The organism is Pseudarthrobacter polychromogenes (assembly GCF_014644495.1).
GTDB lineage: Bacteria > Actinomycetota > Actinomycetes > Actinomycetales > Micrococcaceae > Arthrobacter > Arthrobacter polychromogenes.
On sequence record NZ_BMKU01000015.1, the window covers coordinates 15,376 to 39,099 of the forward strand.

The following is a 23,724-nucleotide window of genomic DNA, read 5'->3' on the forward strand; positions in this document are numbered from 1 at the left end:
GCCTATTTTACTGGCCCTGCCACAGCGTCCGGCGACTCTCGTGGTCAGCCGCCGGCTTCCGGCTCATGAGGTCGAGAAGCTCCAGCACGAAAACCGAGACGGCCGTGGCGGCGGGCCACAGGAGCAGCACCGGCCAGGCGCGCAGCGAAAAGGCAATGCTGGCATTGGCTGAGGCATCAACTGCAGGCGCCCACACCTGCGCGGCCAGCAGCCCTGCCTGCCAGGCCAGGGCCGCCCCGCACAAGGCTCCCGCCAGGCCCGCCACCAGGTCCGCCTGCGGATCCGCCCGTTTCTTGTCCGCGAGGACAACGGCCAGGAGGCATCCGGCAAGAACCAGCAGCCCTGCCAGCGTCAGGTCCCGCGGCAGCCAGACCTCCGGATTGGTTCCACTGCCGAAGGCCGGGTCCCTGGTGATCAGGTTCAGGCCCCCGGGCGCCAGAATCCACCAAAGGATGCCCAGGGGGACACCTGCCGCTGCCGGAATCACCAGCACCGCCCAGGGCAGCCGCGGGCGTGAGCGGCGGGTGGCTTTCGTCATGCAACAAACCTTAACAAATGTCTGCGGCGTCCATCGCCGGACCCGGGCCTTCCGGGAATTCACTGCCGGCACGGCAGAGCCATACCCTTGAAGGAAAGCACACGTACCCGACTTTCCAGCCACCAGGAGTTTCCGTGACAACTAATGACGTTCCGTTCGAGCGGACGTTCCGGGAGATGTTCCGGCGCCACGCTGCCGGCGTCGCCATCATCACGGTGAACTACCAGGACCAGCCCTACGGCTTTACCGCCACCTCCGTGGCCTCGCTCTCCGCGCAGCCTCCGCGCTTCACGTTCAACATGGCCCGCAGCTCCAGGTCGTGGCCGGCCGTCGCCAACACCACCTACCTGGGGGTCCACATGCTGGGCCTCGAAAACATGCAGCTTGCCGACCGGTTCGCGGGCGCCGGCAACCGTTTTGAGGGCGACCACTGGGAAACCGGTCCGCATGGGGTGCCCATCCTGAAGGACGTGGCTGGCTGGCTGATCGGCGAAGTGCAGATGCGGCTGTCCTTCGAGAACAATGCCGTCGTGGTGGTCCAGGTGGTGGACGGCCAGGTGGGCGGCGACGGCTCACCCCTGCTGTACCACGGCGGCGCGTACGGCCAGCCCGTCCCGCTGGACTACGAGATCTAGCAGTCCCCTACTACCCGCGGACGACGACGGGACGTGCTTTCCGTCGTCGTTCTTCCTTCGTCCTCCTTTCGCAAGGAGGCCGCTTAGGCGTCCAGGCAGGCCGGGCCGAGCAGCACCTTCAGGTCGCCGAACAGTGACGGGCTGGGGTTCACGCGGAGGTGGACCGGCAGTCCCATGACTTCCGTCCGCGTGTCGCCCTGCAGGTGTAGGCGCACTTCGGAGTTGCCGCGGTGCGTGCGGAGGACGTCGCCCAGTTCGGTGACCACAGCCTCGGTGGCTTTGTAGGTAGGCATGGTAATCACCAGCGGCCCGTTGAGCCCCTCGCTGAGGTCCGGAACGGACAGTTCCATGCAGTTCAGGGTGATGGCACCGTCGTCACGTTTCTGCAGGCGCCCTTTGACCACCACGATCAGGTCCTCCGCAAGGACAGAGGCGATGGGTCCGTAGACCTGGCCGAAGAACATGACTTCCATGGAACCGCCAAGGTCCTCCACCTCGGCCCGGGCGTACGCGTTGCCGCTGGCTTTGGCAATGCGCCGGCTCAGCGAGGTGATCATTCCCGCAATGGTGATGATGGCGCCGTCCTGCGGCCCGTCTTCGCCGAGGACGGAGGTAATGCTCATCTCCGCGTGCTGGCTGAGCAATCCCTCCAGGCCCTGCAGCGGATGGTCCGAGACGTAAAGTCCGAGCATGTCCCGTTCGAAGGAGAGTTTGTCCTTCTTCTCCCACTCCGGCAGGTCGGGGATCTCGATACTCAGGGATGACTCGGATTCGGCTTCGTCGAACCCGGCGAAGAGATCGAACTGTCCGATCGCCTCATTCCGCTTGAGTGTGATGACGGAGTCGATGGCCTCTTCATGGATCATGGCCAGAGCCCGGCGGTGGTGGCCCAGCGAATCGAAGGCGCCGGACTTGATGAGTGATTCGATGGTCCGCTTGTTGCAGACCACCGCCGGGACCTTCATCAGGTAATCCTTGAAGGAGGTATACGCGCCCTCGCTTTCGCGGGCGGCCACCATGGCCTCCACCACGTTCACGCCCACGTTGCGGATGGCGCCCATGCCAAAGCGGATGTCGTTGCCCACAGGGGTGAAGTTCAGTGCGGACTCGTTGACGTCCGGCGGCAGCACCGTGATGCCCATGCGGCGGCACTCGTTAAGGTAGATCGCCGACTTGTCCTTGTCATCCCCCACCGACGTCAGCAGCGCGGCCATGTACTCCGGCGCATAGTGGGCCTTGAGGTATGCAGTCCAGTAGGAGATCACGCCGTAGGCGGCGGAGTGTGCCTTGTTGAAGGCGTAGTCGGAGAAGGGAAGCAGGATGTCCCACAGGGTCTTGACGGCCTCCATTGAGTAGCCGTTGTCCTGCATGCCCTGGGAGAACCCTGCGAACTGCTTGTCCAGCTCCGATTTCTTTTTCTTGCCCATGGCGCGGCGCAGGATGTCCGCCTGGCCCAGCGAGTATCCGGCCAGTTTCTGCGCCACCGCCATGACCTGCTCCTGGTACACGATCAGGCCGTAGGTTCCGCCAAGGATCTCCGCGAGCGGTTCCTTCAGTTCGGGGTGGATCGGGATGACTTCCTGGATCCCGTTCTTGCGGAGCGCGTAGTCCGTGTGCGCGTTGGCGCCCATGGGCCCGGGACGGTACAGGGCAAGCACGGCGGAAATGTCTTCGAAGTTGTCAGGCTTCATCAGCTTGAGCAGGGACCGCATGGGCCCGCCGTCGAGCTGGAACACGCCCAGGGTGTCGCCTCGGGCCAGGAGCTCGTAGGACGGGGCGTCATCCAGTTCCAGCGACTCGAGGTCCAGGTCGATGCCGCGGTTCATCTTGATGTTTTCCAGGGCGTCGGAAATGATCGTCAGGTTCCGCAGGCCCAGGAAGTCCATCTTGATCAGCCCCAGGCCCTCGCACGTGGGGTAGTCGAACTGGGTGATGACCTGGCCGTCCTGGATACGGCGCATGATGGGGATGACGTCGATGATCGGGTCCGAGGACATGATGACGCCGGCTGCGTGGACGCCCCACTGCCGCTTAAGGCCCTCAATGCCCAGCGCCGTCTCGAAGACTTTCGCAGCTTCCGGGTCGGTGCTGATCAGCTGGCGGAAGTCGCCAGCCTCGCCGTAGCGCTTGGCCTCCGGGTTCTGGATGTCCGCCAGAGGAATGTCCTTGGCCATTACGGCCGGGGGCAGCGCCTTGGTTAGCTGCTCGCCCATGCTGAACGGATAGCCCAGCACGCGGGAGGAGTCCTTCAGCGCCTGCTTGGTCTTGATGGTGCCGTACGTGACGATCATGGCCACGCGTTCGTCGCCGTACTTCCGGGTCACATAGTCGATGACCTCGGACCGGCGCCGGTCATCGAAGTCGACGTCGAAGTCGGGCATCGAAACGCGGTCCGGGTTCAGGAACCGTTCGAAGATCAGGCCGTGCCGCAGCGGGTCGAGGTCCGTGATGCGCATGGCATACGCCACCATGGAACCGGCACCGGACCCACGGCCGGGACCAACCCGGATGCCGTTGTTCTTGGCCCAGTTGATGAAGTCCGCCACCACCAGGAAGTACCCGGGGAAACCCATCGAGGTGATGACACCCAGCTCGTAGTCAGCCTGGGCGCGGACGTCGTCGGGGACGCCGCCCGGATAGCGGTACTCGAGCCCCGTGGCAACCTCTTTCACCAGCCAGGACGTTTCGTCCTCCCCCGGCGGGCAGGGGAAACGCGGCATGTAGTTGGCACCGGTATTGAAGGACACCTCGCAGCGCTCGGCGATGAGGAGCGTGTTGTCGCAGGCGTCCGGGTGGTCGCGGAAAAGTTCCCGCATTTCCTGCGGGGACTTCAGGTAATAGCCGCTGCCGGAGAAGGCAAAGCGTGAACCGCCGTTGTCGTAAGTGGGCTCCAGGAGGGTGGACCCGGACTGGATGGCCAGCAGGGCCTCGTGGGCCTTGGCGTCGTGCTCGTGGGTGTAGTGGAGGTCGTTGGTGGCCACCAGGGGAAGGTTCAGATCCTTGGCGAGCCGCAGCAGGTCGCCGGTGACGCGCCGCTCGATGTCCAGCCCGTGGTCCATGAGCTCACAGAAGTAGTTCTCGGCCCCGAAGATGTCCCTGAACTCCGCGGCCGCTTCCAGCGCCTCACGGTACTGTCCCAGCCGGAGCCGGGTCTGGATCTCCCCGGAGGGGCAGCCGGTGGTGGCAATCAATCCCTCGGAGTAGGTGTTGAGCAGTTCCCGGTCCAGGCGTGGCCATTTCCCGAACACGGCGTCCAGCGAGGCGATGGAGGAAGCCCGGAACAGGTTCCGCATGCCCGCATTGTTGTAACTGAGCAGGGTCATGTGGGTGTAGGAACCGCCGCCCGAAATATCGTCCTTGCGCTGGTGCTCCTCGCCCCAGCGCACGCGGCTCTTGTCGCCGCGGGCCGTTCCCGGGGTCACATAGGCTTCGACGCCGATGATCGGCTTGATCCCCTTGTCAGTGGCCTTCTTCCAGAAGTCGAAGGCGCCGAAAAGGTAGCCGTGGTCGGTGGTTGCGAGTGCGGGCATCCCCAGCCGCTCGGTCTCGTCGAACAGCTCACCCAGCCTGGCGGCGCCGTCCAGCATCGAGTACTCGGTGTGGTTGTGGAGATGGACAAACGAGTCATTGCTGGAAGTCACCGCACTATTCTATGCGCCGGACAGGCGGCGAAAGCGCTAGACCTGCCCGGACCCGAGGACTTCCAGGGCATAGGCCAGGTCCTGCGGGTAGTCGCTGGCGACCCGGACGCGCTCGCCCGTCACCGGGTGGTCGAACCCCAGTTCGCGGGCGTGCAGCCACTGCCGGGTCAGGCCGAGGGTGGCGGCCAGCCGCGGGTCGGCGCCGTAGGTGAGATCTCCGGCACAGGGATGCCGGAGAGCGGAAAAGTGGACGCGGATCTGGTGGGTGCGGCCCGTTTCCAGGTGGACTTCCACCAGGCTGGCCTTGCCGAAAGCTTCAATCACTTCGTAGTGCGTGACAGACGGGCGTCCGTCCTCGATCACCGCGAAGCGCCAGTCATGCCCGGGATGCCGGCCGATGGGCGCGTCGATGGTTCCCGCCAGGGGGTCGGGCAGGCCCTGCACCACCGCGTGGTAGACCTTGTCCACCGTCCGCTCCTTGAAGGCCCTCTTCAGGGCCGTATAGGCACGCTCCGACTTTGCCACCACCATCACGCCGGATGTCCCGACGTCCAGCCGGTGCACGATGCCTGCCCGCTCCGGCGACCCGGAGGTGGAGATGCGGTAGCCGGCCCCTGCGAGGCCTCCCACCACCGTGGGCCCCACCCATCCCGGTGAGGGGTGCGCGGCCACGCCGACCGGTTTGTCGACGACGACGAAATCCTCGTCGTCCAGCAGTATCTTCAGGCCTTCCACAATTTCCTCCACGACTTCCAGCGGGTCACGCCGTTCCGGCATGCTGACCTTGAGGACATCGCCCGCCACCAGCTTTGCCGACTTGCCCAGCGGCTTGCCCCTGCTCTCTACATGGCCCTCTGCAAGGAGGGACGCGGCAAGGGACCGTGAGATGCCCAGGAGGGCCGCGAGTCCGGCGTCGGCACGGGTTCCCCCGTACTCGTCGGCAACAATAACCTGCTCAGGCATCGCTTCAGGCATCGCCGGACTTGTCCTTGCTTTCAGGGGTAAGCCTGCTTCCATCGAGGGTGATGCCGCGCAGCGTCAGGATGCAGATGATGGCGACGGCGGACACCACCGCCGAGTCCGCGATGTTGAAGATGGCAAAATTGGGGAGCTGGATAAAGTCCACCACGTGGCCCATGCCGAAGGACGGTTCCCGGAACAGCCGGTCGGTCAGGTTGCCGAGCGCGCCTCCCAGGAGCAGGCCCAGCGCCAGGGACCACCAGACTGAGCCCAGCTTGCGGACCTGGAAGAGAATCGCCACGGACACCGCGGCCATGATGATCGAAAACACCCAGGTGACGTTCTCGCCAATGGAAAAGGCCGCGCCCGAGTTGCGGATGAAGTACCAGTGCAGGAGCGGGGGGAACACGGGGATCCGTTCGCCCTCCACCATGCTGGAGGTGACCCATAGCTTGGTGACCTGGTCCAGGACGTAGGCAAAGAGGGCGAACCCGGCGAAGACGGAGAACAGCACCGCCCGGCGCGGTCGCGGTGAGGGTGGGACAGGGCGTGCGGGATCCGCAGCAAGTTCGTCAGTCATGGTGCTTTCATTCGTACAACAGGTGTCAATGCCAAAAGCCGGTGGCCGAGGAATCCTCAGCCACCGGCTTTCAGAATACGTGCTTTGACGGACTAGTTGGCTTCGCTGACTTCCGGCGTAGCCACAGAACCGCGGGCGTCGAGGTCGCGCAGCTGGCCTTCGATGTAGGCCTTCAGGCGTGAACGGTAGTCGCGCTCGAAGCCACGGAGCTGCTCTACCTTGCGCTCCAGGACCGAACGCTGCTGCTCGAGGGCGCCCAGGATCTTGCGGGACTTCTCCTGTGCATCGTTGACCAGGCTGCTGGCTTCGATCTGCGCCTCGGCGATGATCTTGTCCTTCTGGGCCTGTCCGTCGGCCACGTGGCGGTCGTGCATCTGCTGGGCCATGGCCAGGAGGCCGGCTGCGGACTCGGCAGAAGGTGTTGCGACGGCGGCGGGGGTGGAGGCGGCAGGGGCTGCAGCAGCGGCCGGCTGGACGTCCTTTTTCTTGCTGGCTTCGGCAGCCTTGGCGTCGGCTTCCGCCTTCTCGCGTGCCTCATCCTTGTCGGCCTTGACGGGCGCGGGGACCTTCTCCACAACGGGAGCGGCGGCCGAGCTGGCCGGAACGCTGGAACCGGCCTCGGCGAGCTTCTTGCGAAGTTCGTCGTTCTCCTGGTTCAGGCGGCGGAGTTCAACGACGATCTCGTCCAGGAAGTCATCGACTTCGTCCTGGTCGTACCCTTCGCGGAACTTGGTCGGCTGAAAGCGCTTGTTGACAACGTCTTCTGGCGTCAAAGCCATCTGGTCACCTCACTGGTCTGGTTAGTCAGTAGGCCTTCCGGCCGTCAAAACTACGGTACCTAAATTTGGTCTGGTTACTCTAATTCAACACTGGGGTGTCAAACGTGAGTTTCTTCGCTTCACAGTAGCTGTTCCCGGACGGGTCCACCCTGTGCTGCTAGGTCTATAGGGGTAAATCAGGCAAGGCCCCTTGTGATTCCCATCGCAATGCTGACGGCGATGAACAGAACCAGGAAGCCCAGGTCCAGGGAGATGCCGCCAAGTCGCAGGGGCGGGATCACCCGGCGCAGTACCTTCAGTGGCGGATCGGTGATGGAGTACACCGCGTGGGCGGCCACCAGGGCGACGCCCCGCGGACGCCATTCACGGGCGAACATCTGCACCCAGTCGAAGACCAGGCGGATGATCAGGGCAACGAAGAACAGGAGCAGCGCGAGATAGACAAGTCCGAAAGCAATTCCCATGACTTAACTCATATCTCCATGTTCATCTGTGTACCGCGGCTTCCTGCCGATGTGTCCCGTCTATTTCAACACAGATGCCAGACAGGTGTCCCTGCCTGGCATCCGCATGCTGACCGAGGTTCAGCTTTGGTTGAAGAAACTGGCCTGCGTTTCGCTGATTTTCTTGTCGTCACCGATGACTTCAACGTACGACGGCGACAGCAGGAAGACCTTGTTGGTGACCCGCTCGATGCTTCCACGGAGTCCGAAGACCAGTCCTGCGGAGAAGTCCACCAGGCGCTTGGCGTCAGCCTCGCCCATGTCCGTGACGTTCATAATCACCGGAATGCCGTCCCGGAAGCTCTCACCGATGAGCTTGGCATCATTGTAGGAGCGCGGGTGGATGGTGGTGATCTGGCGAAGCCCGCTGGTCTCTTCGCGGCTCGAGGCCGCACGTTTGATGGGGGTCACTGGGGCGCGGTATTCCTCTTCGGGGGTGTAGGACGTTTCGCGGCTGACCTCACGGACGGGTGCAGGTGCACGGCGCTCCTCGCGGTCAGCTTCCATAGTTTCGTCCTCATCCTTACGTGTTGTCTGTTGCTCGGACTCGTAATGCTCATCGCCGTCGGCGAGCCCAAGATAGATCATTGTCTTGCGCAGAGCGCCGGCCATGGTCGACTCCTAATCGTGTCCCGTAAGCGGGCCGCCCAATGACTTGACAGCATTGAAGTCCCCCGCCCATCACTTGCAATAGCTCCGACGCTACCCCACGGCTGGACGCGATCCGAGAATATCGGACCCGATTCGCAGGTGTGTCGCCCCGAACACGATGGCTGCTTCAAGGTCCTGGCTCATGCCGGCGGAAATGGCGGCAGCCCCTGGGTGGTGCGCCACCAGCCGCGCAGAGACTCCGGCCAGCTTTTCGAAGGCAGCCTCCGGTGGGGCGCCCAAGGGGGCCACTGCCATCACGCCGGCCAGCCGCAGGCCTTCGGCCGCGGCAATCCGGTCCGCCAGGAGCAGCACGTCGCCGGGGTCGGCACCTCCCCGGTGCGCACCGGCATGGTCTTCAAGGTTGACCTGGATGAAGCAGTCCAGGGGCGCGCGCCCTGCCGCGACACGCTCGTTCTGCGCCGCCTTCGCCAGGGCATCCACGAGCTGGGGCCGGTCCACCGAGTGCACGGCCGAAGCGTAGCGGACCACCGATTTGGCCTTTTTTGTCTGCAGTTGGCCCACAAAGTGCCAGGTAAGCGCGCAATCGGCCAGGATTTCCGCCTTCGCCGCAGCCTCCTGGTCCCTGTTTTCCCCGACGTCGGTGACTCCCAGGGCGGCGAGCCGCCGGATGTCCTCCGTGGGATGGAACTTGGTGACCACAATCAGGGTCGGCAGCCTGTCCGCCCTGCCGGCCGCCGCCGCGGCCACGGTGATCCGGCGCCGGACTGCTTCGAGCCGCCCGGCCAGCTCGGCAGTGCGCGGATCCACTGCCCCTGCACCGCCGTCGTTCAACGCGGCGTCAGTCATGGCACCAGACAACACCGGCGAAACGACCCGTGCCGGAGTCCCGGCGGTAGGAGTAGAGGAAACCTGTTTCCAGGGTGCAGGGACCGGCGTATTCAACGCCAACCCCGGCGTCTTCCAGCTGGCTGCGCGCGCCGGCCGGAAGGTCCAGCGCCGGGGTTCCCCAGGAGGTCGTGGACCAGGTGGCGGGCACCGCCGCGGCCACCTCGTCCCGCAACGCAGGAGGCACCTCGTAGCACGTGCCGCAAATGGACGGACCGAGCCAGGCGCGGATGTCCGACGCGCCGAGCGATTTCATGGCGTGCACGGCGGAGGGGATAACCCCGTTGGCCACGCCGGGCCTCCCGGCGTGGACGGCGGCCATGACGGGACCGTCAGCTGACGTTCCCGCCAGCAGGAGCGGGATGCAGTCAGCCACCATGACAGCCAGCGGCTGGGAACGTGAAACTATCGCATCTGCTTCCGGCGTGCCGCTCCCCCGGTCCATAACGGCCACCGTGGTGCCGTGCACCTGGTTCATGAACCGCAGGCTGCGGGGTTCGATTCCCACCGCGGCTTCGAGCTGTTCCCGCCGCCGCTGCACGGCGCCGGGGTCGTCGCCCACGTGCAGGGCGAGATTCCCTGCGCCGCTGTCAGTAAAAGCGGCCGAGACCCCCGGAAGGATCTCGGCCCGCCAATGGAACAAGCCGCGGCCTACTTCAGGAAGTCGGGGACATCCAGGTCATCCGAGCGGCTGCCGGTGAGGTCCGGTTCCACGACGGAGGGAAGGTCAACGTCGAAGCCGGAATCGGCCGGGACGGCCGACGGGCGCTGCTGCCCCCAGTTGCTGAGGCCTGCTGCACCTACACCTGCGTGGACCGGCTGGACGTGCACCTGGTGGTTTCCGGCGGAGGGTGCCTGCGACGGCGCGGGGGCGGCTGCCGGAGCGGCGGGCCGCTGGGGAGCCACCTGGGGCTGCGACTGGTCCATGGACGGCGAGGTGGCCTTGACGTCGTCGAAGCCGGCAGCAATGACCGTGACGCGGGCCTCGTCGCCGAGCGCATCGTCGATCACTGCGCCGAAGATGATGTTCGCCTCCGGGTGGGCAACTTCCTGGACCAGGCGTGCGGCTTCGTTGATCTCGAACAGGCCAAGGTCTGAGCCGCCCTGGATGGACAAGAGGACACCATGTGCGCCGTCGATGGACGCTTCCAGCAGCGGCGACGCAATGGCCAGCTCGGCTGCCTTGACGGCCCGGTCTTCACCCCGGGCAGAGCCGATGCCCATCAGCGCGGAGCCGGCACCCTGCATGACGGACTTCACGTCGGCGAAGTCGAGGTTGATCAGGCCCGGGGTGGTGATGAGGTCCGTGATGCCCTGGACACCCGAGAGGAGCACCTGGTCTGCTGAGCGGAAGGCGTCCAGGACCGACACGTTGCGGTCGCTGATGGACAGGAGCCGGTCGTTGGGGATCACGATGAGGGTGTCCACCTCGTCCCGGAGGGCGTCGATTCCGGCCTCCGCGGAACCGGCACGGCGGCGGCCCTCGAACGTGAAGGGACGGGTGACCACGCCGATGGTCAGCGCACCCAGCGAACGGGCAATGCGGGCGACCACGGGAGCGCCGCCGGTGCCGGTGCCACCGCCTTCGCCGGCCGTGACGAAGACCATGTCCGCGCCGCGAAGCACTTCCTCGATCTCGTCAGCGTGGTCCTCGGCGGCCTGCTTGCCCACCTCCGGGTTGGCGCCTGCACCGAGCCCGCGGGTCAGCTCGCGTCCGACGTCGAGCTTCACGTCCGCGTCACTCATGAGCAGGGCCTGGGCGTCGGTATTGATGGCGATGAATTCAACGCCTCGGAGGCCGACCTCGATCATGCGGTTGACTGCGTTCACGCCACCGCCGCCGATGCCGACGACTTTGATGACGGCCAAGTAATTCTGCGGAGCTGCCACGTTACGTGTCCCTTGTTCGTGTCTTATTGCGAAAACTGATGGAGAGCTTGAAGCCAGTAACCTTAACCTTCGAGTTGAAGGTTATAGTTATGTCAAGTAACTCATGTCTGTGACGGTATTTCCTCTGCCTGCCACATTCAATAACCGGCTCCGCGTGTCGGATTAATACCGGAAATAAACCCTTCAGCGCGTCACCGGGTGCCGGGGTACGCTGACGTCATAAACCTTGACGGGGTTCTTGGGATCGGCGGGAACCTTCAGGAGTGCAGCCAGTACTTTGGCCTTGAGCTCCTTCTCCCCCGCGTTGCCCCAGATGATGGTCTGGCCGTCCACGAGCTTGAGTTCCACCGCATCCACCGACTGCGCAGAGGCGTTGGAAAGCCTGGCGAGGACGTCGGCGGGCAGGGCGCCCAGGACGGCGGCCGTCGCGCGGAAGAGATCCTGTCCGATGGCTCCCGCCCCGCCGTCGATGACGGGCAGGGAGACGGACGCGGGATCGGCGGTGGCCGCCAGCTGGACGCCTTCGACGTCCACGAGCTGGTACTGCTCCCCCTGCTTGACCAGTGCCACCGGCACCCGTTCCCGGACTGCCACAGCCAGCCCTGAGGGCGGCCGGGCTTCCACGGAGACCGCCTTGACCTGGACCAGGGGCTCCAGCAGCCTCGCCACCTCGTCGTCGCTGATTTGCGGCAGGGGCTTTCCCCGCAGGGGCTCAAGCGCGGTTTCCACCTGGGCAGGCGTCAGCAGGCGCGTCCCGGAAACGGAGATCGTGTCAACGGCCAGGACAGGCGAGAAGGTGGCCACCGCCAGGAGGCCGGCCACGAGGGCGATGAGCGTTCCGGCCACGGCGAGGATGTTCCGCTTGCGGCGCTTCCCCTTGGGCTCGGGAAACGCCAGCACGTTCTCCGCGGCTGCCGCAGGCTGTTCCGCCTTCCTGCCCCTGCCCAGGCCGGGAATGCCGGCCCGTTTCGGCTTGTCCGGCTCCTTGCCCTTGCCGACCCCTTCGGGCGCCGGCTCGGGAACGCTCCGGGAGGCCGAAATGACGTCGTCCGCGGCAGGTCCGGTCTGCCCACCGTTGCCGGCATTTCCATCGCTGCCGCCTGTGCCGCCGGAGCGGGCCGAGCGGCCGGTGGAGGTGTACGTGGGGCGGCGGGTGCTAGCCACGCAGGGCCTCGACGATCTGCGGCCCATACGCGGTGACATCGCCGGCGCCGGCCGTCAGCACAATGTCACCGGCCGCGGCGGCAGCCGTCAGTGCTGAGACGGCGTCGCCGGCGGCCACAAGGCGTCCTCCGCTGTCCAGGTGGTCGGCAATGAGCTGGCTGGTCACTCCCGGGATTGGATCCTCACGGGCGGGATAGATATCCAGCACCAGGGCGGTGTCGGCGAGGTTGAGCGCCTCGGCGAACTCCTGCGCGAACTCGCGGGTGCGGGAGAACAGGTGGGGCTGGAAGAGGACGTGCACTTTGTGCGCGCCGGCGACCGAGCGGGCAGCGGCGAGGGCGGCCCGGACTTCGGTCGGGTGGTGGGCGTAGTCATCGAATACGCGGACTCCGCGGGCCTCGCCTTTGAGCTCGAAGCGGCGGGAGGCGCCGGAGAAGTGCGCCAAAGCGGCTGCGGCCGCTGCGGGGTCAACGCCAAGTTCAAGCGCGACGGCGAACGCGGCCGCCGCGTTCAGGGCGTTGTGCCGCCCGGGCACCTGCAGGGCCAGCGGAAAACGCCCGGAGGCCGTGGAGACCGCGACGTCGCCGGGACCGCCGTCGTGCAGCACGAGGTCCGCCCCTTCGGTGGTTCCGTACAGCACCACGCGCGTGTTGCCCCTGGTCCGTGTTCTTTCCGCGAGGGCCAGCGCGCCGGCGTCGTCCGCGCAGGCAACCAGCACGCCGTCAGCGGGAAGCAGCGCAGTGAACCGGTCAAAGGACTGGTACACAGCCTCGGCCGTGCCGTAGTGGTCCAGGTGGTCCGGTTCAACGTTGGTCACCACGGCGATCCTCGGCCGGTAGTTGAGGAAGGAGCCATCGGATTCGTCGGCCTCGGCCACGAAGATTCCGGAACTCCCGTGCGCTGCGTTGACGCCAAGCGCGGGAACATTGGCGCCGATGGCGAATGAAGGGTCCAGCCCTGCGCCCTGCAGCAGGACCGTGACCATGGACGTGGTGGTGGACTTGCCGTGGGTGCCCGCCACCGTGACCACCGTGTCGCCGCCCATGGTGGCAGCCAGGGCCTCGGACCGGTGCAGCACGGGCAGCCCTGCTTCCCTCGCGGCAACAAGCTCCGGGTTGTCGGGGCGGATGGCGGATCCGGCCACGACTGTCTGGGCATCGCCCAGGTTGGCGGAGGCGTATCCCACCGCGATGCGGGCACCCGCTGCGGCGAGGTCGACCATCACCGGCAGGTCCTTGGCGTCGGAGCCGCTGACCGGAACGCCCCGGGCAACCATGATCCTGGCAACGGCGGACATGCCGACGCCTCCGATTCCCACAAAGTGGACGCGGCCCAGCGACTCGAGGCTGGGGACGGTGGCGTGGTTCATGATGCTGCTGCTTCCAGGATGAGGTCAGCCATGCGCTGATCGGCGTTTCGGATGCCAAGCCGGTAGGAACTGCCGGCCATGGCTGCAAGCCGCGGCTGGTCCGTGACGAGCGGGATCAGTTCCCTCTCCACCCATTCGGGGGTGAAGTCGCGGTCATTCACCAGCAAGGCTCCGCCGGCAGCCACCAGGCCGGCAGCGTTCAGGGCCTGCTCGCCGTTACCGATGGGCAGCGGCACCAGCACGGCGGGAACGCCGACGGCGGCAACCTCGCAGACAGTGGCCGCACCGGAGCGGGCCAGCAGCACATCGGCGGCAGCGTAGGCAAGCTCCATGCCGTCCACGTACTCCACCTGAAGGTAGTCCTTCGCGGCAAGCGGCCGGCCCTCGCTGTCCATGACGGTCTTGCCGCGGCCGGTGATGTGCAGGGTCTGGATACCCGCCGCCGACAACCGTTCAACAGCGGCGGCAATGGTGCGGTTGATGCTCTGGGCGCCGGAGGATCCTCCAGTGACGATCAGCGCAGGCTGGACAGGGTCCAGGCCGAGGGCAGCGCGGGCAGCGGTGCGCGCGGCTGCCCTGTCCAGGCCCGAGATTTCGGTGCGCATGGGCATTCCCACGTGCCTGGCGTGGCGGAGCGGAGTGTTGGCGAAGGCTACAGCGACGCGGCGGGTCATCAGGGCTCCCACCCTGTTCGCCAGTCCGGGACGCGCGTTGGCCTCGTGGATCACAATCGGAATGCGGCGTTTGCGCGCGGCCAGGTACATGGGCGTGCAGACATAGCCGCCAACCCCCACCAGGACATCAGCGGCCGCTGCGTCCAGGATTGCTCCCGCCTGGCGTACGGCCCCGGCCAGCCTGGCCGGGAGGCGAAGCAGGTCCGCGGAAGGCCGCCGCGGAAACGGCACCCGGTCGATGGTGGCCAGTTCAACCCCTGCAGCGGGAACCAGCCTGGTTTCCATTCCGGACGGCGTGCCGACGGCGAGGATGGCGGCTTCCGGGGAGGCATTCCGGAGTGCCGCGGCGATGGCGAGCAGCGGGCTGATGTGTCCGGCAGTGCCGCCGCCGGCCAGGACGATGGACGGGGTTTTGGTGGTCATGGAGGGCTAGGTACGCTTTCTTGCAGTTTTCTTCCGGTCCGCGTTTTTCCGCGCCGGCTTGGCCTTGAACTTGAGCATCCGTTTGGGCCGGATCGCCGGGGCCATCTGTTCCCTGGCCAGCGAAAGCACAACCCCGATGGCGCAGAGCGACATCAGCAGCGCCGAGCCGCCGTAGGAGATGAAGGGCAGCGGCACGCCGATGACAGGCATCAGGCCGGTCACCACGGACATGTTCACGGTGGCCTGGCCCAGCAGCCACACCATGATTGTGCCGGCGAGGACACGGTGGAACATGTCCTCCTGTGCCACCACCACACGGTAGATTGCGGTTCCCAGGATGGCGAAAAGGATCAGGACGACGACGGTCCCCACGAGCCCGAGTTCCTCACCGATGATGGCGAAGATGAAGTCGTTATGGGCTTCGGGGATCCAGCTGTACTTTTGCCGGCTTTGTCCCAGCCCCACGCCGAACCATCCGCCGGAGGCGAGCCCGTAAAGGCCGTTCGTGGCCTGGTAGTTGGCGTCGATGCCATCGGCACAGGACTGCCCGGTCCACCATGAGGTGATGCGGCACATGCGGTTGGAGCTGGTGACAGCCATGAGCGCCGTTCCGGCGGCTGCGGCCAGGCCGGCAATGCCGAAGAGGTAGAGCGGCGCCCCGGCGAAGAAGAGTGCGGCAGCCGTCACCATCATGATGATCATGGCGGTTCCGAGGTCGTTTCCCACCAGGACCAGGCCAACGATGATGATGGCCATCGGGACGGCAGGGACGGCGACGTGCTGCCACCGGCTGAGCAGCTTTCCCTTCCGGGCCAGGACGGTGGCCATCCAGAGTGCGAGTGCGAGCTTGGACGCTTCGGACGGCTGGAAGGTGATGCCGCCAAGGTCGATCCAGTTTTTGTTGCCGTTGACTTCCGCGCCGACCAGCTGGACCAGGCCAAGGAGGACGACGGCGGCGATGATGGCGGGCCAGGCAAGCCGCTTGAGCCACACCACATTGATGCGGGAAAGCACGAACATGGTGAAGATCCCTATTGCGGCGAACATGCCCTGTTTCAGGGCATCCCCGTACGGGGACTTGCCGGCGGCGATCGACTCCACGCTCGAGGCGGAGAGAACCATCATGATGCCGATGGCCGTCAGTGCGAGGGTGGAGCCCAGGATGAGGTAGTAGGTGGAGCCGTTCCTGGACGTTCCGGTTCCCTCAAGCGCCGACCAGAACTTACGATAGGCGGCGCGCAACCGGGTGGCGGCAGCGGCCGGAGGCCGGACCGGTGATGCGGAGGAGCCGGGACGCGGCTTGCCTGCCTGCTTCTGGGCTGGCGGGCGTGTGGGCGTGCTGACCATTGTTACTCCTCGCCGGTCTGGGCCTGCCCTTCCACCAGCTCGCGGACAGCTTCGATGAAAGTGCCACCACGGTGAGCGTAGGAAGAGAACTGATCCATGGAAGCAGCTGCCGGAGCCATCAGCACAGTATCGCCGGACCCGGCCAGCTGGGCTGCTGACGCAACTGCACGGGACATGACGGCTTTCCCGGCGTCGGGAGAACCGGCCTCAGTGCCGTCTGTTGCAGCAGTCTGCACCAGTTCAGTTTCACCCGGGGCCGTCCCGATCACGGGGACATCGGGCGCGTGTCGCCGGAGGGCGTCCGCCAGTGCTGAGGAATCCGCTCCGATGAGCACCACGGCCTTGAGCCGGGGGGCGTGTTCCCGCACCAGGTCGTCATAGGTCACGCCCTTGGAGAGGCCTCCGGCGATCCAGATGACGTTGGTGAAGGCGGCCAGGGAGGCCGATGCCGCGTGCGGGTTGGTGGCTTTGGAGTCGTTGATCCACAGGACGCCGTTGTGGCGGGCTACCGGCTGGATGCGGTGGTCGCCCGGCACGTAGTCCTGGATTCCCTGCCGGACTGCCTTGGGCTCGATGCCGTAGGCGCGTACCAGTCCTGCTGCCGCCAGGGCGTTGGCCACCATGTGCCGCGGCGCCAGCGCGCCAAGGTCAGTCATCGAGGCGAGCTCCACTGCACTGTCCCGGCGCTCTTCGATGAACGCCCGGTCCACCAGGAGCCCTTCCACCACACCGAGCATGCTGATGGCAGGGGTGACGGTGGTGAAACCAACGGCGCGGCATCCTTCCACCACGTCGGCGTTTTCCACCATGCGTTCCGTTTCGATCTGCTCCGCGTTGTAGAGGCAGGCCTTTTGGGTGCGTTCGTAGACCTTGGCCTTGTCCGCCAGGTACGAATCGTAGGATCCGTGCCAGTCAACGTGGTCCTCGGCAACGTTCAGGCAAACGCTGGCCACCGGCGAGAGTGACTCGGACCAGTGCAGCTGGAAGCTTGAAAGTTCCACGGCCAGGACGTCGTACTCCACCGGATCCCGGAGCGCATCGAGGATGGGCGTACCCACGTTTCCCACGGCAATGGCTTTCAGCCCGGCCGCGCGCAGCATTGATTCGGTGAGCCCTACCGTGGTGGTTTTTCCGTTGGTTCCCGTAATGGCAAGCCAGTCCGCCGTCTTGCGGCCTTCCCGTACGCGCACGCGCCAGGCCAGTTCAACGTCTCCCCATACCGGGATGTGGGCCCGTGCAGCGGCGGCCAGCAGGGCCTGGTCCGGACGCCAGCCCGGCGACGTGACAATCAGTTCCGGCGGCTCGCCGTCGATCCGGGGAATGCGGGTGACTGCGTCCTCGCCGAGCAGGACGTCCGCAGCGCCGACAATTTTCAGGGTGTCGGCGTGGGCCTTGGCCTTGTCGCTGGTGGCGGCATCCACCACCACCACGCGGGCGCCGAGTTCGATCAGGGTGTCCGCAGCGGCGAAGCCTGAGACGCCAATGCCGGTGACGACCACCCGGAGTCCGGACCAGTCGGAGTCCCAGCTCACGAGGTTCTGGAGGCGGGGGGAAACGGTCACAGCAGCACGACCCATTCAGCGTAGAAGATTCCCAGGCCCACGGCGACGAAGAGTCCGCCGAGGATCCAGAACCGGACCACCACGGTCACCTCGGCCCACCCCTGAAGTTCGAAGTGGTGCTGCAAAGGCGCCATTTTGAAAACGCGTTTACCTCCGGTGGCTTTGAAGTAGCCCACCTGGATGATGACGGACAGTGTGATCAGGACGAACAGCCCGCCGATGATGCCCAGCAGCAGCTCGGTCCTGGACAGGATGGCGAATCCCGCAATGGCGCCACCGATGGCCAGCGAGCCGGTGTCGCCCATGAAGATCTTGGCCGGAGAGGTGTTCCACCAGAGGAAGCCCACCAGGGCCGCACTCATGATCGCTGCCAGCAGGGCGAGGTCCAGGGGGTCCCGGACCGAGTAGCAGCCGCTGCCCGCCTCGCGGGGCGAGCCGCAGGCCTGGTTGCTCTGCCAGATGCCCATGAGCGTGTAGGCGCCGAACACCATGACCGAGGCCCCTGCCGCCAGCCCGTCGAGGCCGTCGGTGAGGTTCACGCCGTTGGTTGCAGCGGTAACGATCAGGTTGGACCAGACAACGAAGAGGATGGCCCCCAGCACAGTTCCGCCGAAGGCAAGGTCCAGCCACGGCAGGTCGCGCACCAGGGAAATCTTGGTGGACGCCGGCGTGAGGCCGTCCTCGTCGGGGAAGTTCAGGGCCAGCACGGCGAAGATGATGCCGACGGCGGCTTGCAGGATCAGCTTGGCCTTGGCGTCGAGCCCAAGGCTGCGCTGCCGCGAAATCTTGATGAAATCGTCCAGGAACCCCACAAGTCCCATGCCCAACATCAGGAAGAGCAGGATGAGGGCGGACGCGGAGGGGCCCGGGGAAGCCGGGTTGACCATCAGCATGATGAGGTGGGTCAGGCCGTAGCTCAGCAGGACGGCAGCCACCACCACGGTCCCGCCCATGGTGGGCGTTCCGCGTTTCGTGTGGTGGGAGGTGGGCCCGTCGTCGCGGATGAACTGTCCGTAGCCGCGGCGCACCAGGAGCCGGATGAAGAGCGGGGTGCCCACCAGCGCAAACAACAGGGCCAGTCCGGCGCCGATCAAAAGTGCAATCACAGCAGAGTGCTCCTTTCATCGGCGGGTTGCGGGGTTTGTGGGGGTAATGCTATCTGATCGCCCAAGTGGCGAAGTCCAACGCTGTTGGACGATTTGAAGAGCACCAGGTCGCCGGGTTCGAGTTCGGCGTTGAGCAGTTCGTAGGCTTCGTCGGCGGTCTCGGCGAAGACGCATTCGTCCCCCCAGGAGCCCTCCTGGACTGCGGATACGTAGAGTGCGCGGGCTTCCCTGCCCACCACCACCAGCCGGGAAATATTGAGCCGCACCACCTGGGTGCCCACGGCTGTGTGCTCGCGGATGGAATCCTCGCCGAGCTCCAGCATGGCGCCCAGGACTGCCCAGGTGCGCCTGCCCTGCCCCAGGTCGGCGAGTGTGCGCAGCGCGGCGCGCATGGATTCGGGGTTGGCGTTGTAGGCGTCATTGATGATGGTCACGCCGTCCGGCCGCTCGGTGCGCTCCATGCGCCACCGGCTGGCGGCCGCCTGGCTGCTGAGGGCGGCGGCGATGTCTGCGCCGGAGATTCCTGCGGCCCGGGCCGCTGCTGCCGCCGCCAGCAGGTTGCCGGTGTGGTGGGCGCCGATCAGCCGGCTTATGACATGGTGAGGCGTGTCTTCTCCGGGGAGGAGGAGGTCGAATTCGGGGTTGCCGTCAGTGTTGGTGTCCGCATTGAGTGCCTGCACGGCGGCGTCGGGCCGCCCTTCGGCGGAGAATCCGACGACGGACGCTGAGGTGCGTGCGCGCATGGCCGCCACCCGGTCGTCGTCGAGGTTAATGACGGCGGTTCCGGAGGCTGCAAGGGCTTCCACCAGTTCGCCCTTGGCCAGGGCGATGTTGTCCACTCCCCCGAATTCGCCGGCGTGTGCAGTTCCCACTCCAAGTACCACGCCGATATCCGGCTTGACCATGTCTGCGAGGTAGCTGATGTGGCCAACTCCTGTGGCGCCCATCTCAATAACCAGGTACCGGGTATCCGTTCCGGCGGTGAAGACCGTGAGGGGCACCCCGATCTCGCCGTTGTAGGAACCCCTCGGCGCCACGGTATTGCCGTGAAGGGAGAGAATGCCTGCGAGCAGGTCCTTGGTGGTGGTCTTCCCTGCCGAGCCGGTGATGCCGATGACTGTCAGTTCGCCGTTTGCCGCAGCACGTGCGGCGCGGATCCTGCGGACGGCCTCCGCAGCGAGTGCGCCCATGGCGAGCACGGCATCAGAAACAACGATGGAAGGGTAGGGAGCACCGTCGGGGCCGGCTACAGGGCGTTCCACGAGCGCAAGGGTGGCGCCGGCTGAGAAGGCGGCGGCTGTGAAGTCGTGGCCATCGGCGTACTCCCCAGGTTTCGCTACGTAGAGCGACCCAGGCGTGGCTTCGCGGGAATCCGTGACCACCGAAAGAGGGGTGATTCCAGGATCGGCGTCCAGGCGCCCCTTGGTGATATCGGCGATTTCCGCCGCAGTAAATGCAATCATCTCGGTCTAGGACTCTATCCGGTCGTCTTGGAGAACGTTGAATCCCCTGGCTGTCAAGGCGCTGCGCAGCTCCACCCTGTCGTCGAGCGCAAGGTTGACGCCCTTCACTTCCTGCCACACCTCGTGGCCGCGGCCGGCCACCAGGATGGTGTCATGCGGCCGGGCGAGTTCCACGGCGCGCTGGATGGCTGTGTCCCGGGGGAAAACCTCCAGCACGGTACAGGGCAGCTTTTCCCGCTCCTGGGCCTCCCGGGCCCCGGCTAGGACATCGGCGCGGATGGCGGCCGCGTCCTCGTCGTGGGGGTCGTCATCGGTGATGATCACGGTGTCCGCCAGCCGTGCGGCGATGGCGCCCATGGCCGGCCGTTTGCCCTGGTCCCGCTGGCCTGTCGCACCAAACACAACGATCAGCCGGGACCCCGGTTCCGGTGACCGGACAGCTTCGAGTGCCCGGGCCAGTGCGTCGGTGTTGTGGGCGAAATCCACGACGGCGGCGGGCTGTTCGGAGACCAGCTGCATCCGCCCCGGCACTGCCACCGTAAAGGGGTCGCCTGCGTCGAGCGCAGCCTGCAGCGTTGCGGCGTCCACGCCGGCGGCGAGCACCATCACCACCGCCAGGGCTGCGTTGGCAACGTTGAAGCTCCCGGGAAGCCCCGTGTGGACCGTCAGGACGGTGCCGCCGGGCCCGCTGAGCGTGAATTCCGTGCCCAGCCCCCGGGGCGCGGTTTCCGTCACGGTCCAGTCGGCGGGGTTGGCCCTTGAGGTGCTGAGGGTGGTGACCGGCACCCCGGCGCTGCCGGCAAGGCGGCGGCCCCATTCGTCGTCGACCGTTACCACGGCCCTCCGCGCCCGGGCAGGCGTGAAAAGCTCCGCCTTGGTGGCGAAATAGTCCTCCATGGTGTGGTGCAGGTCCAGGTGGTCCTGGGTGAGGTTGGTGAAGCCGGCGACGTCGAACAGCACTCCGTCCACCCGCTGGTAGGAGATGGCGTGGGAGGAGACCTCCATGGCGGCGGCGTCCAGTTCCTTTTCACCCATGAGCGCCAGGAGCCCGTGGACCTCCGGGGACTCCGGTGTGGTGAGGAGGCTGGGAATGGGGTCCCCGCCGGCCAGGATCTCTATGGTCCCGATCAGGCCGGTCCTTTTGCCAAGGGAGCGCAGCAGCGAGGTGATGAAGTATGTGGTGGTGGTCTTGCCGTTGGTGCCCGTCACACCGAACAACTGCGGGGCGGCGTCCTGCCCGCTGCGGTAGATCATGGCGGAGAGCGGGCCCACCACGTTCCGCGGGGCATCAACCACCAGCACAGGTACCGCAGTCTCGGAGGAAAGGGCCAGGAGTCGCGCACCGGCGTCGTCCGTCAAGACAGCCGCGGCTCCCGCTTCAACGGCCTGGGCGGCGAAGTCCGCGCCGTGCCGGACGGCACCGGGCAGGGCCACGTACAGGTCACCCGGCTCCACTGTGCGGGAGTTCAGCGAGATGCCGGTCACCGCCACATCCGCCGAGGCTCCCGGAATGACGACGCCGACTGCGTCGCCGATGCTTTCCAGCCGGACCGCCTCCACAGCTGAGGGGCGGAAGCGTGCCTGGCTGTCCGGTCCCTGCGGGGCCGCTCCCTGCGGAGCCGCTTCCTGCGGGGCAGGGCGCCGATCGGACGCGTTGAACTCTGACAAGGGATCTCCGATGGTGCTAGTGGACCGTGCCCGGCGTGGATCAGCCGAAGCAGGCGGGGCTGCTGCGGCTGCTGCCGGGGTATTACTTGGCGAACTGGGGCAGCCGGGCCGGTTCACCCGTGGACGGCTGGACGTTGTAGGTCCGCAGTGCCTGGCTCAAAACCGACCGGAAGACCGGCCCGTTGGTAATCCCGTAGATGCTGCCCTTGGGCCGCTGGAGTACCACCTCAACAATAAACCGCGGATCATCCATCGGAGCCATGCCCACGATCGAGGCGGTGTAGCCGCAGAAGCCGGACTTGCCGTCGTCGCACGGGGACTCGGACGTTCCGGTTTTTGCCCCCACCCGGTAACCGTCGATGCCGGCGTCCTTGATCTGGCCCTCGGTAACCGCGCTCTCCAGGATGTCCTGCACCTGCTGGGCGGTGTCCTCCGACACGATCTGGCGTGGTTCCGCGGGCGCAACCTTTTCCTCGGTTCCATCTGCGGAAACGTAAGAGTCGATGAGGCGCGGCTGCAGCATCACGCCGTTATTGGCGATGGACTGGAATGCCCGCACGGTCTGCAGGGTGGACTGGGAGACGCCCTGGCCGAACAGGACCGTGAATTCCTGGCGGCCGTCCCACTGCTGCCAGGGTGTCAATATCCCGGAGGCCGTGGCAGGCAGGCCAATGTCCGGAGCTTCGCCGATGCCAAACTTCTTCAGCCAGTCGTAGCGCTGTTCCTTGCTCAGCCGCTGACCGGCCATGACGGTTCCGGTGTTCATCGAGTAGCCCAAAATGCCGGCGAGCGTCCGCTCTTCCGTGCCGTGCGCAAAGGAGTCGCTGAAGGTCTGGCCGTTGACCGTGTAGGTCGGGTCCAGGGTGAATTCATCGAGCGGGCCCGCCTTGCCCTCTTCGATCAGCGCGGCCACGGTCATCATCTTCTGCACCGAGCCGGGCTCGTAGGCCGCGGTGACGGAGCGGACACCGCGGTCCTGCGCAGCCACCCTGCCGGGGTCGTTCGGGTCCGGCGCGTTGGTGTCCGCCATGGCCACCAGGTCTCCGGTCTTGGCGTCCATCACAATGATGGAGCCCCACTCGGCGTTCAGTTTCTCCGTCTGGCTTTGGATGGCCTGCTGCGCGAAATACTGAAGGTCCGAGTTGATGGTGAGCTTGACGTCCTTGCCGTCCTCCGGCGGAGTCAGTTCATCCACGCCCACGGGGATGCGCAGGCCGTCCGCACCGATCTCGAAGAGCCTCTTGCCGTCAGCACCTTTCAGGAGGCCATCCTGGGTCTGCTCGATCCCCGCCTGGCCTGTGGTGCCGTCCTGGAGGAAACCGATGATGCCGCCGGCAACGGATCCGTTCGGGTAGACACGCTTGCTGACGCCCTCGGTCACAATACCGGGAATTTGGAGCTGCGAGATGCGGTCCTCAACGTCCGGCTTCACGTCCTTGGCCACAATGTAATAGGGCTGCTGCCCGGTGACGGCCTCGCGGATCGCGTCCTTTTCCATGCCGAGGGCAGCCGCAAGTTCCGTCAGCCCCTGCTCCCGGCTGACGTCCACCAGCTTCTCCTTGGCGTCGTCCAGGCGCTTGAATGTCTCCGTTTTGGTGTTGACCCGCTGGTCCACCACCACGTTGTAGCGGATCACGCTGTTGGCGAGCACAGTACCCCGTGAGTCCAGGATGCTTCCGCGTTCTGCCGGGAGGACAGTTTGCTGCATCCGGCTGTTCAGGGCGGCCTCGGCCATTCCCCCCACGTCGAGCCCCTGGACCAGGAAAAGCTTTCCGCCCACCACCAGCAGGAGCGTCAGCATGATGCCAAGGCCCAGGCGCAGGCGCTTGGTGGCGTTGGGAGCCCTGCCGTTGTTTGCCTTGCCGGTCCTCTGCGCCACCGTTAATTTCCTTGCTGTTCGACCCTGCTGCCTGCCAGACCTGCCG

At 66.0% G+C, this 23,724-nt stretch carries 20 protein-coding genes; 1 reads left to right on the plus strand and 19 read right to left on the minus strand.

The annotated features are described in order from the left end of the window. Positions 1–7 precede the first annotated feature (7 nt). Positions 8–538 (minus strand): hypothetical protein, encoded by a 531-nt coding sequence (locus tag IEX43_RS17975; RefSeq protein ID WP_188813230.1) that lies wholly within the window; start codon positions 536–538, stop codon positions 8–10. Positions 539–672: 134 nt separating this feature from the next. On the opposite strand from IEX43_RS17975, the gene IEX43_RS17980 reads away from it, so the two are divergent. After that, a complete protein-coding gene (locus IEX43_RS17980) occupies positions 673–1,173 on the plus strand; it encodes a flavin reductase family protein (protein ID WP_188813232.1) in 501 nt (166 codons plus the stop codon). Positions 1,174–1,256: 83 nt separating this feature from the next. Here IEX43_RS17980 and dnaE read toward each other — a convergent pair whose 3' ends face one another. The 18 genes from dnaE to IEX43_RS18070 form a co-directional block, all read right to left on the minus strand. Further along, complete coding sequence (gene dnaE, locus IEX43_RS17985; RefSeq protein ID WP_104188671.1) at positions 1,257–4,814, minus strand: DNA polymerase III subunit alpha; 3,558 nt, start codon at positions 4,812–4,814, stop codon at positions 1,257–1,259. 36 nt (positions 4,815–4,850) lie between these two features. Next, complete coding sequence (locus IEX43_RS17990; RefSeq protein WP_188813342.1) at positions 4,851–5,777, minus strand: RluA family pseudouridine synthase; 927 nt, start codon at positions 5,775–5,777, stop codon at positions 4,851–4,853. A gap of 4 nt (positions 5,778–5,781) precedes the next feature. Continuing rightward, positions 5,782–6,354, minus strand: coding sequence for a signal peptidase II (gene lspA / locus IEX43_RS17995; protein ID WP_188813234.1), 573 nt, complete (start codon positions 6,352–6,354; stop codon positions 5,782–5,784). A 92-nt stretch (positions 6,355–6,446) separates the two neighbouring features. Then, positions 6,447–7,133, minus strand: a complete 687-nt coding sequence (locus IEX43_RS18000) for a DivIVA domain-containing protein (RefSeq protein ID WP_104188675.1) — start codon at positions 7,131–7,133, stop codon at positions 6,447–6,449. Positions 7,134–7,309: 176 nt separating this feature from the next. Beyond that, on the minus strand, positions 7,310–7,597 hold the full coding sequence (locus IEX43_RS18005) for a YggT family protein (protein ID WP_066275136.1): 288 nt from the start codon (positions 7,595–7,597) through the stop codon (positions 7,310–7,312). Between the two features lie 120 nt (positions 7,598–7,717). Then, positions 7,718–8,248 carry a cell division protein SepF gene (locus IEX43_RS18010; RefSeq protein ID WP_104188679.1) on the minus strand — a complete coding sequence of 177 codons (531 nt, stop codon included), beginning with the start codon at positions 8,246–8,248 and terminating at the stop codon, positions 7,718–7,720. A gap of 90 nt (positions 8,249–8,338) precedes the next feature. Next, on the minus strand, positions 8,339–9,094 hold the full coding sequence (locus tag IEX43_RS18015; protein WP_188813236.1) for a YggS family pyridoxal phosphate-dependent enzyme: 756 nt from the start codon (positions 9,092–9,094) through the stop codon (positions 8,339–8,341). After that, complete coding sequence (locus tag IEX43_RS18020) at positions 9,087–9,776, minus strand: polyphenol oxidase family protein (RefSeq protein ID WP_188813238.1); 690 nt, start codon at positions 9,774–9,776, stop codon at positions 9,087–9,089. The genes IEX43_RS18015 and IEX43_RS18020 overlap by 8 nt, the downstream gene beginning before the upstream one ends. An 8-nt stretch (positions 9,777–9,784) precedes the next feature. After that, positions 9,785–11,023 carry a cell division protein FtsZ gene (gene ftsZ / locus IEX43_RS18025; protein ID WP_066275125.1) on the minus strand — a complete coding sequence of 413 codons (1,239 nt, stop codon included), beginning with the start codon at positions 11,021–11,023 and terminating at the stop codon, positions 9,785–9,787. Between the two features lie 183 nt (positions 11,024–11,206). Beyond that, entirely contained in the window at positions 11,207–12,187 is a 981-nt protein-coding gene (locus tag IEX43_RS18030) for a cell division protein FtsQ/DivIB (protein ID WP_188813239.1), read from the minus strand. Then, complete coding sequence (gene murC / locus IEX43_RS18035; protein ID WP_188813241.1) at positions 12,180–13,556, minus strand: UDP-N-acetylmuramate--L-alanine ligase; 1,377 nt, start codon at positions 13,554–13,556, stop codon at positions 12,180–12,182. Before murC ends, IEX43_RS18030 begins: the two co-directional genes overlap by 8 nt. Next, positions 13,553–14,653, minus strand: a complete 1,101-nt coding sequence (gene murG, locus IEX43_RS18040; RefSeq protein ID WP_188813243.1) for an undecaprenyldiphospho-muramoylpentapeptide beta-N-acetylglucosaminyltransferase — start codon at positions 14,651–14,653, stop codon at positions 13,553–13,555. Before murG ends, murC begins: the two co-directional genes overlap by 4 nt. A 6-nt stretch (positions 14,654–14,659) precedes the next feature. After that, on the minus strand, positions 14,660–16,000 hold the full coding sequence (gene ftsW, locus IEX43_RS18045; RefSeq protein WP_188813245.1) for a putative lipid II flippase FtsW: 1,341 nt from the start codon (positions 15,998–16,000) through the stop codon (positions 14,660–14,662). Positions 16,001–16,002: 2 nt separating this feature from the next. Then, positions 16,003–17,577 (minus strand): UDP-N-acetylmuramoyl-L-alanine--D-glutamate ligase, encoded by a 1,575-nt coding sequence (gene murD / locus IEX43_RS18050; RefSeq protein WP_188813246.1) that lies wholly within the window; start codon positions 17,575–17,577, stop codon positions 16,003–16,005. After that, positions 17,559–18,668: a phospho-N-acetylmuramoyl-pentapeptide-transferase gene (mraY, locus tag IEX43_RS18055; protein ID WP_188813248.1), complete on the minus strand. Its 1,110-nt coding sequence runs from the start codon at positions 18,666–18,668 to the stop codon at positions 17,559–17,561. Before mraY ends, murD begins: the two co-directional genes overlap by 19 nt. Further along, on the minus strand, positions 18,665–20,131 hold the full coding sequence (locus tag IEX43_RS18060; RefSeq protein ID WP_188813250.1) for a UDP-N-acetylmuramoyl-tripeptide--D-alanyl-D-alanine ligase: 1,467 nt from the start codon (positions 20,129–20,131) through the stop codon (positions 18,665–18,667). Before IEX43_RS18060 ends, mraY begins: the two co-directional genes overlap by 4 nt. A 6-nt stretch (positions 20,132–20,137) precedes the next feature. Continuing rightward, the gene (locus IEX43_RS18065) at positions 20,138–21,799 is read right to left on the minus strand and encodes a UDP-N-acetylmuramoyl-L-alanyl-D-glutamate--2,6-diaminopimelate ligase (protein WP_188813252.1); all 1,662 of its coding nucleotides are present in this window, start codon (positions 21,797–21,799) and stop codon (positions 20,138–20,140) included. Between the two features lie 82 nt (positions 21,800–21,881). Next, on the minus strand, positions 21,882–23,678 hold the full coding sequence (locus tag IEX43_RS18070) for a peptidoglycan D,D-transpeptidase FtsI family protein (RefSeq protein ID WP_188813254.1): 1,797 nt from the start codon (positions 23,676–23,678) through the stop codon (positions 21,882–21,884). Positions 23,679–23,724 lie beyond the last annotated feature (46 nt).

Coding starts and splice junctions, on each gene's coding strand:
- IEX43_RS17975 (WP_188813230.1), bottom strand. CDS start 538: ATGACGAAAGCCACCCGCCGCTCACGCCCGCGGCTGCCCTGGGCGGTG.
- IEX43_RS17990 (WP_188813342.1), bottom strand. CDS start 5,777: ATGCCTGAGCAGGTTATTGTTGCCGACGAGTACGGGGGAACCCGTGCC.
- lspA (WP_188813234.1), bottom strand. CDS start 6,354: ATGACTGACGAACTTGCTGCGGATCCCGCACGCCCTGTCCCACCCTCA.
- IEX43_RS18000 (WP_104188675.1), bottom strand. CDS start 7,133: ATGGCTTTGACGCCAGAAGACGTTGTCAACAAGCGCTTTCAGCCGACC.
- IEX43_RS18005 (WP_066275136.1), bottom strand. CDS start 7,597: ATGGGAATTGCTTTCGGACTTGTCTATCTCGCGCTGCTCCTGTTCTTC.
- IEX43_RS18010 (WP_104188679.1), bottom strand. CDS start 8,248: ATGGCCGGCGCTCTGCGCAAGACAATGATCTATCTTGGGCTCGCCGAC.
- IEX43_RS18015 (WP_188813236.1), bottom strand. CDS start 9,094: ATGACTGACGCCGCGTTGAACGACGGCGGTGCAGGGGCAGTGGATCCG.
- murC (WP_188813241.1), bottom strand. CDS start 13,556: ATGAACCACGCCACCGTCCCCAGCCTCGAGTCGCTGGGCCGCGTCCAC.
- murG (WP_188813243.1), bottom strand. CDS start 14,653: ATGACCACCAAAACCCCGTCCATCGTCCTGGCCGGCGGCGGCACTGCC.
- ftsW (WP_188813245.1), bottom strand. CDS start 16,000: ATGGTCAGCACGCCCACACGCCCGCCAGCCCAGAAGCAGGCAGGCAAG.
- murD (WP_188813246.1), bottom strand. CDS start 17,577: ATGGGTCGTGCTGCTGTGACCGTTTCCCCCCGCCTCCAGAACCTCGTG.
- IEX43_RS18060 (WP_188813250.1), bottom strand. CDS start 20,131: ATGATTGCATTTACTGCGGCGGAAATCGCCGATATCACCAAGGGGCGC.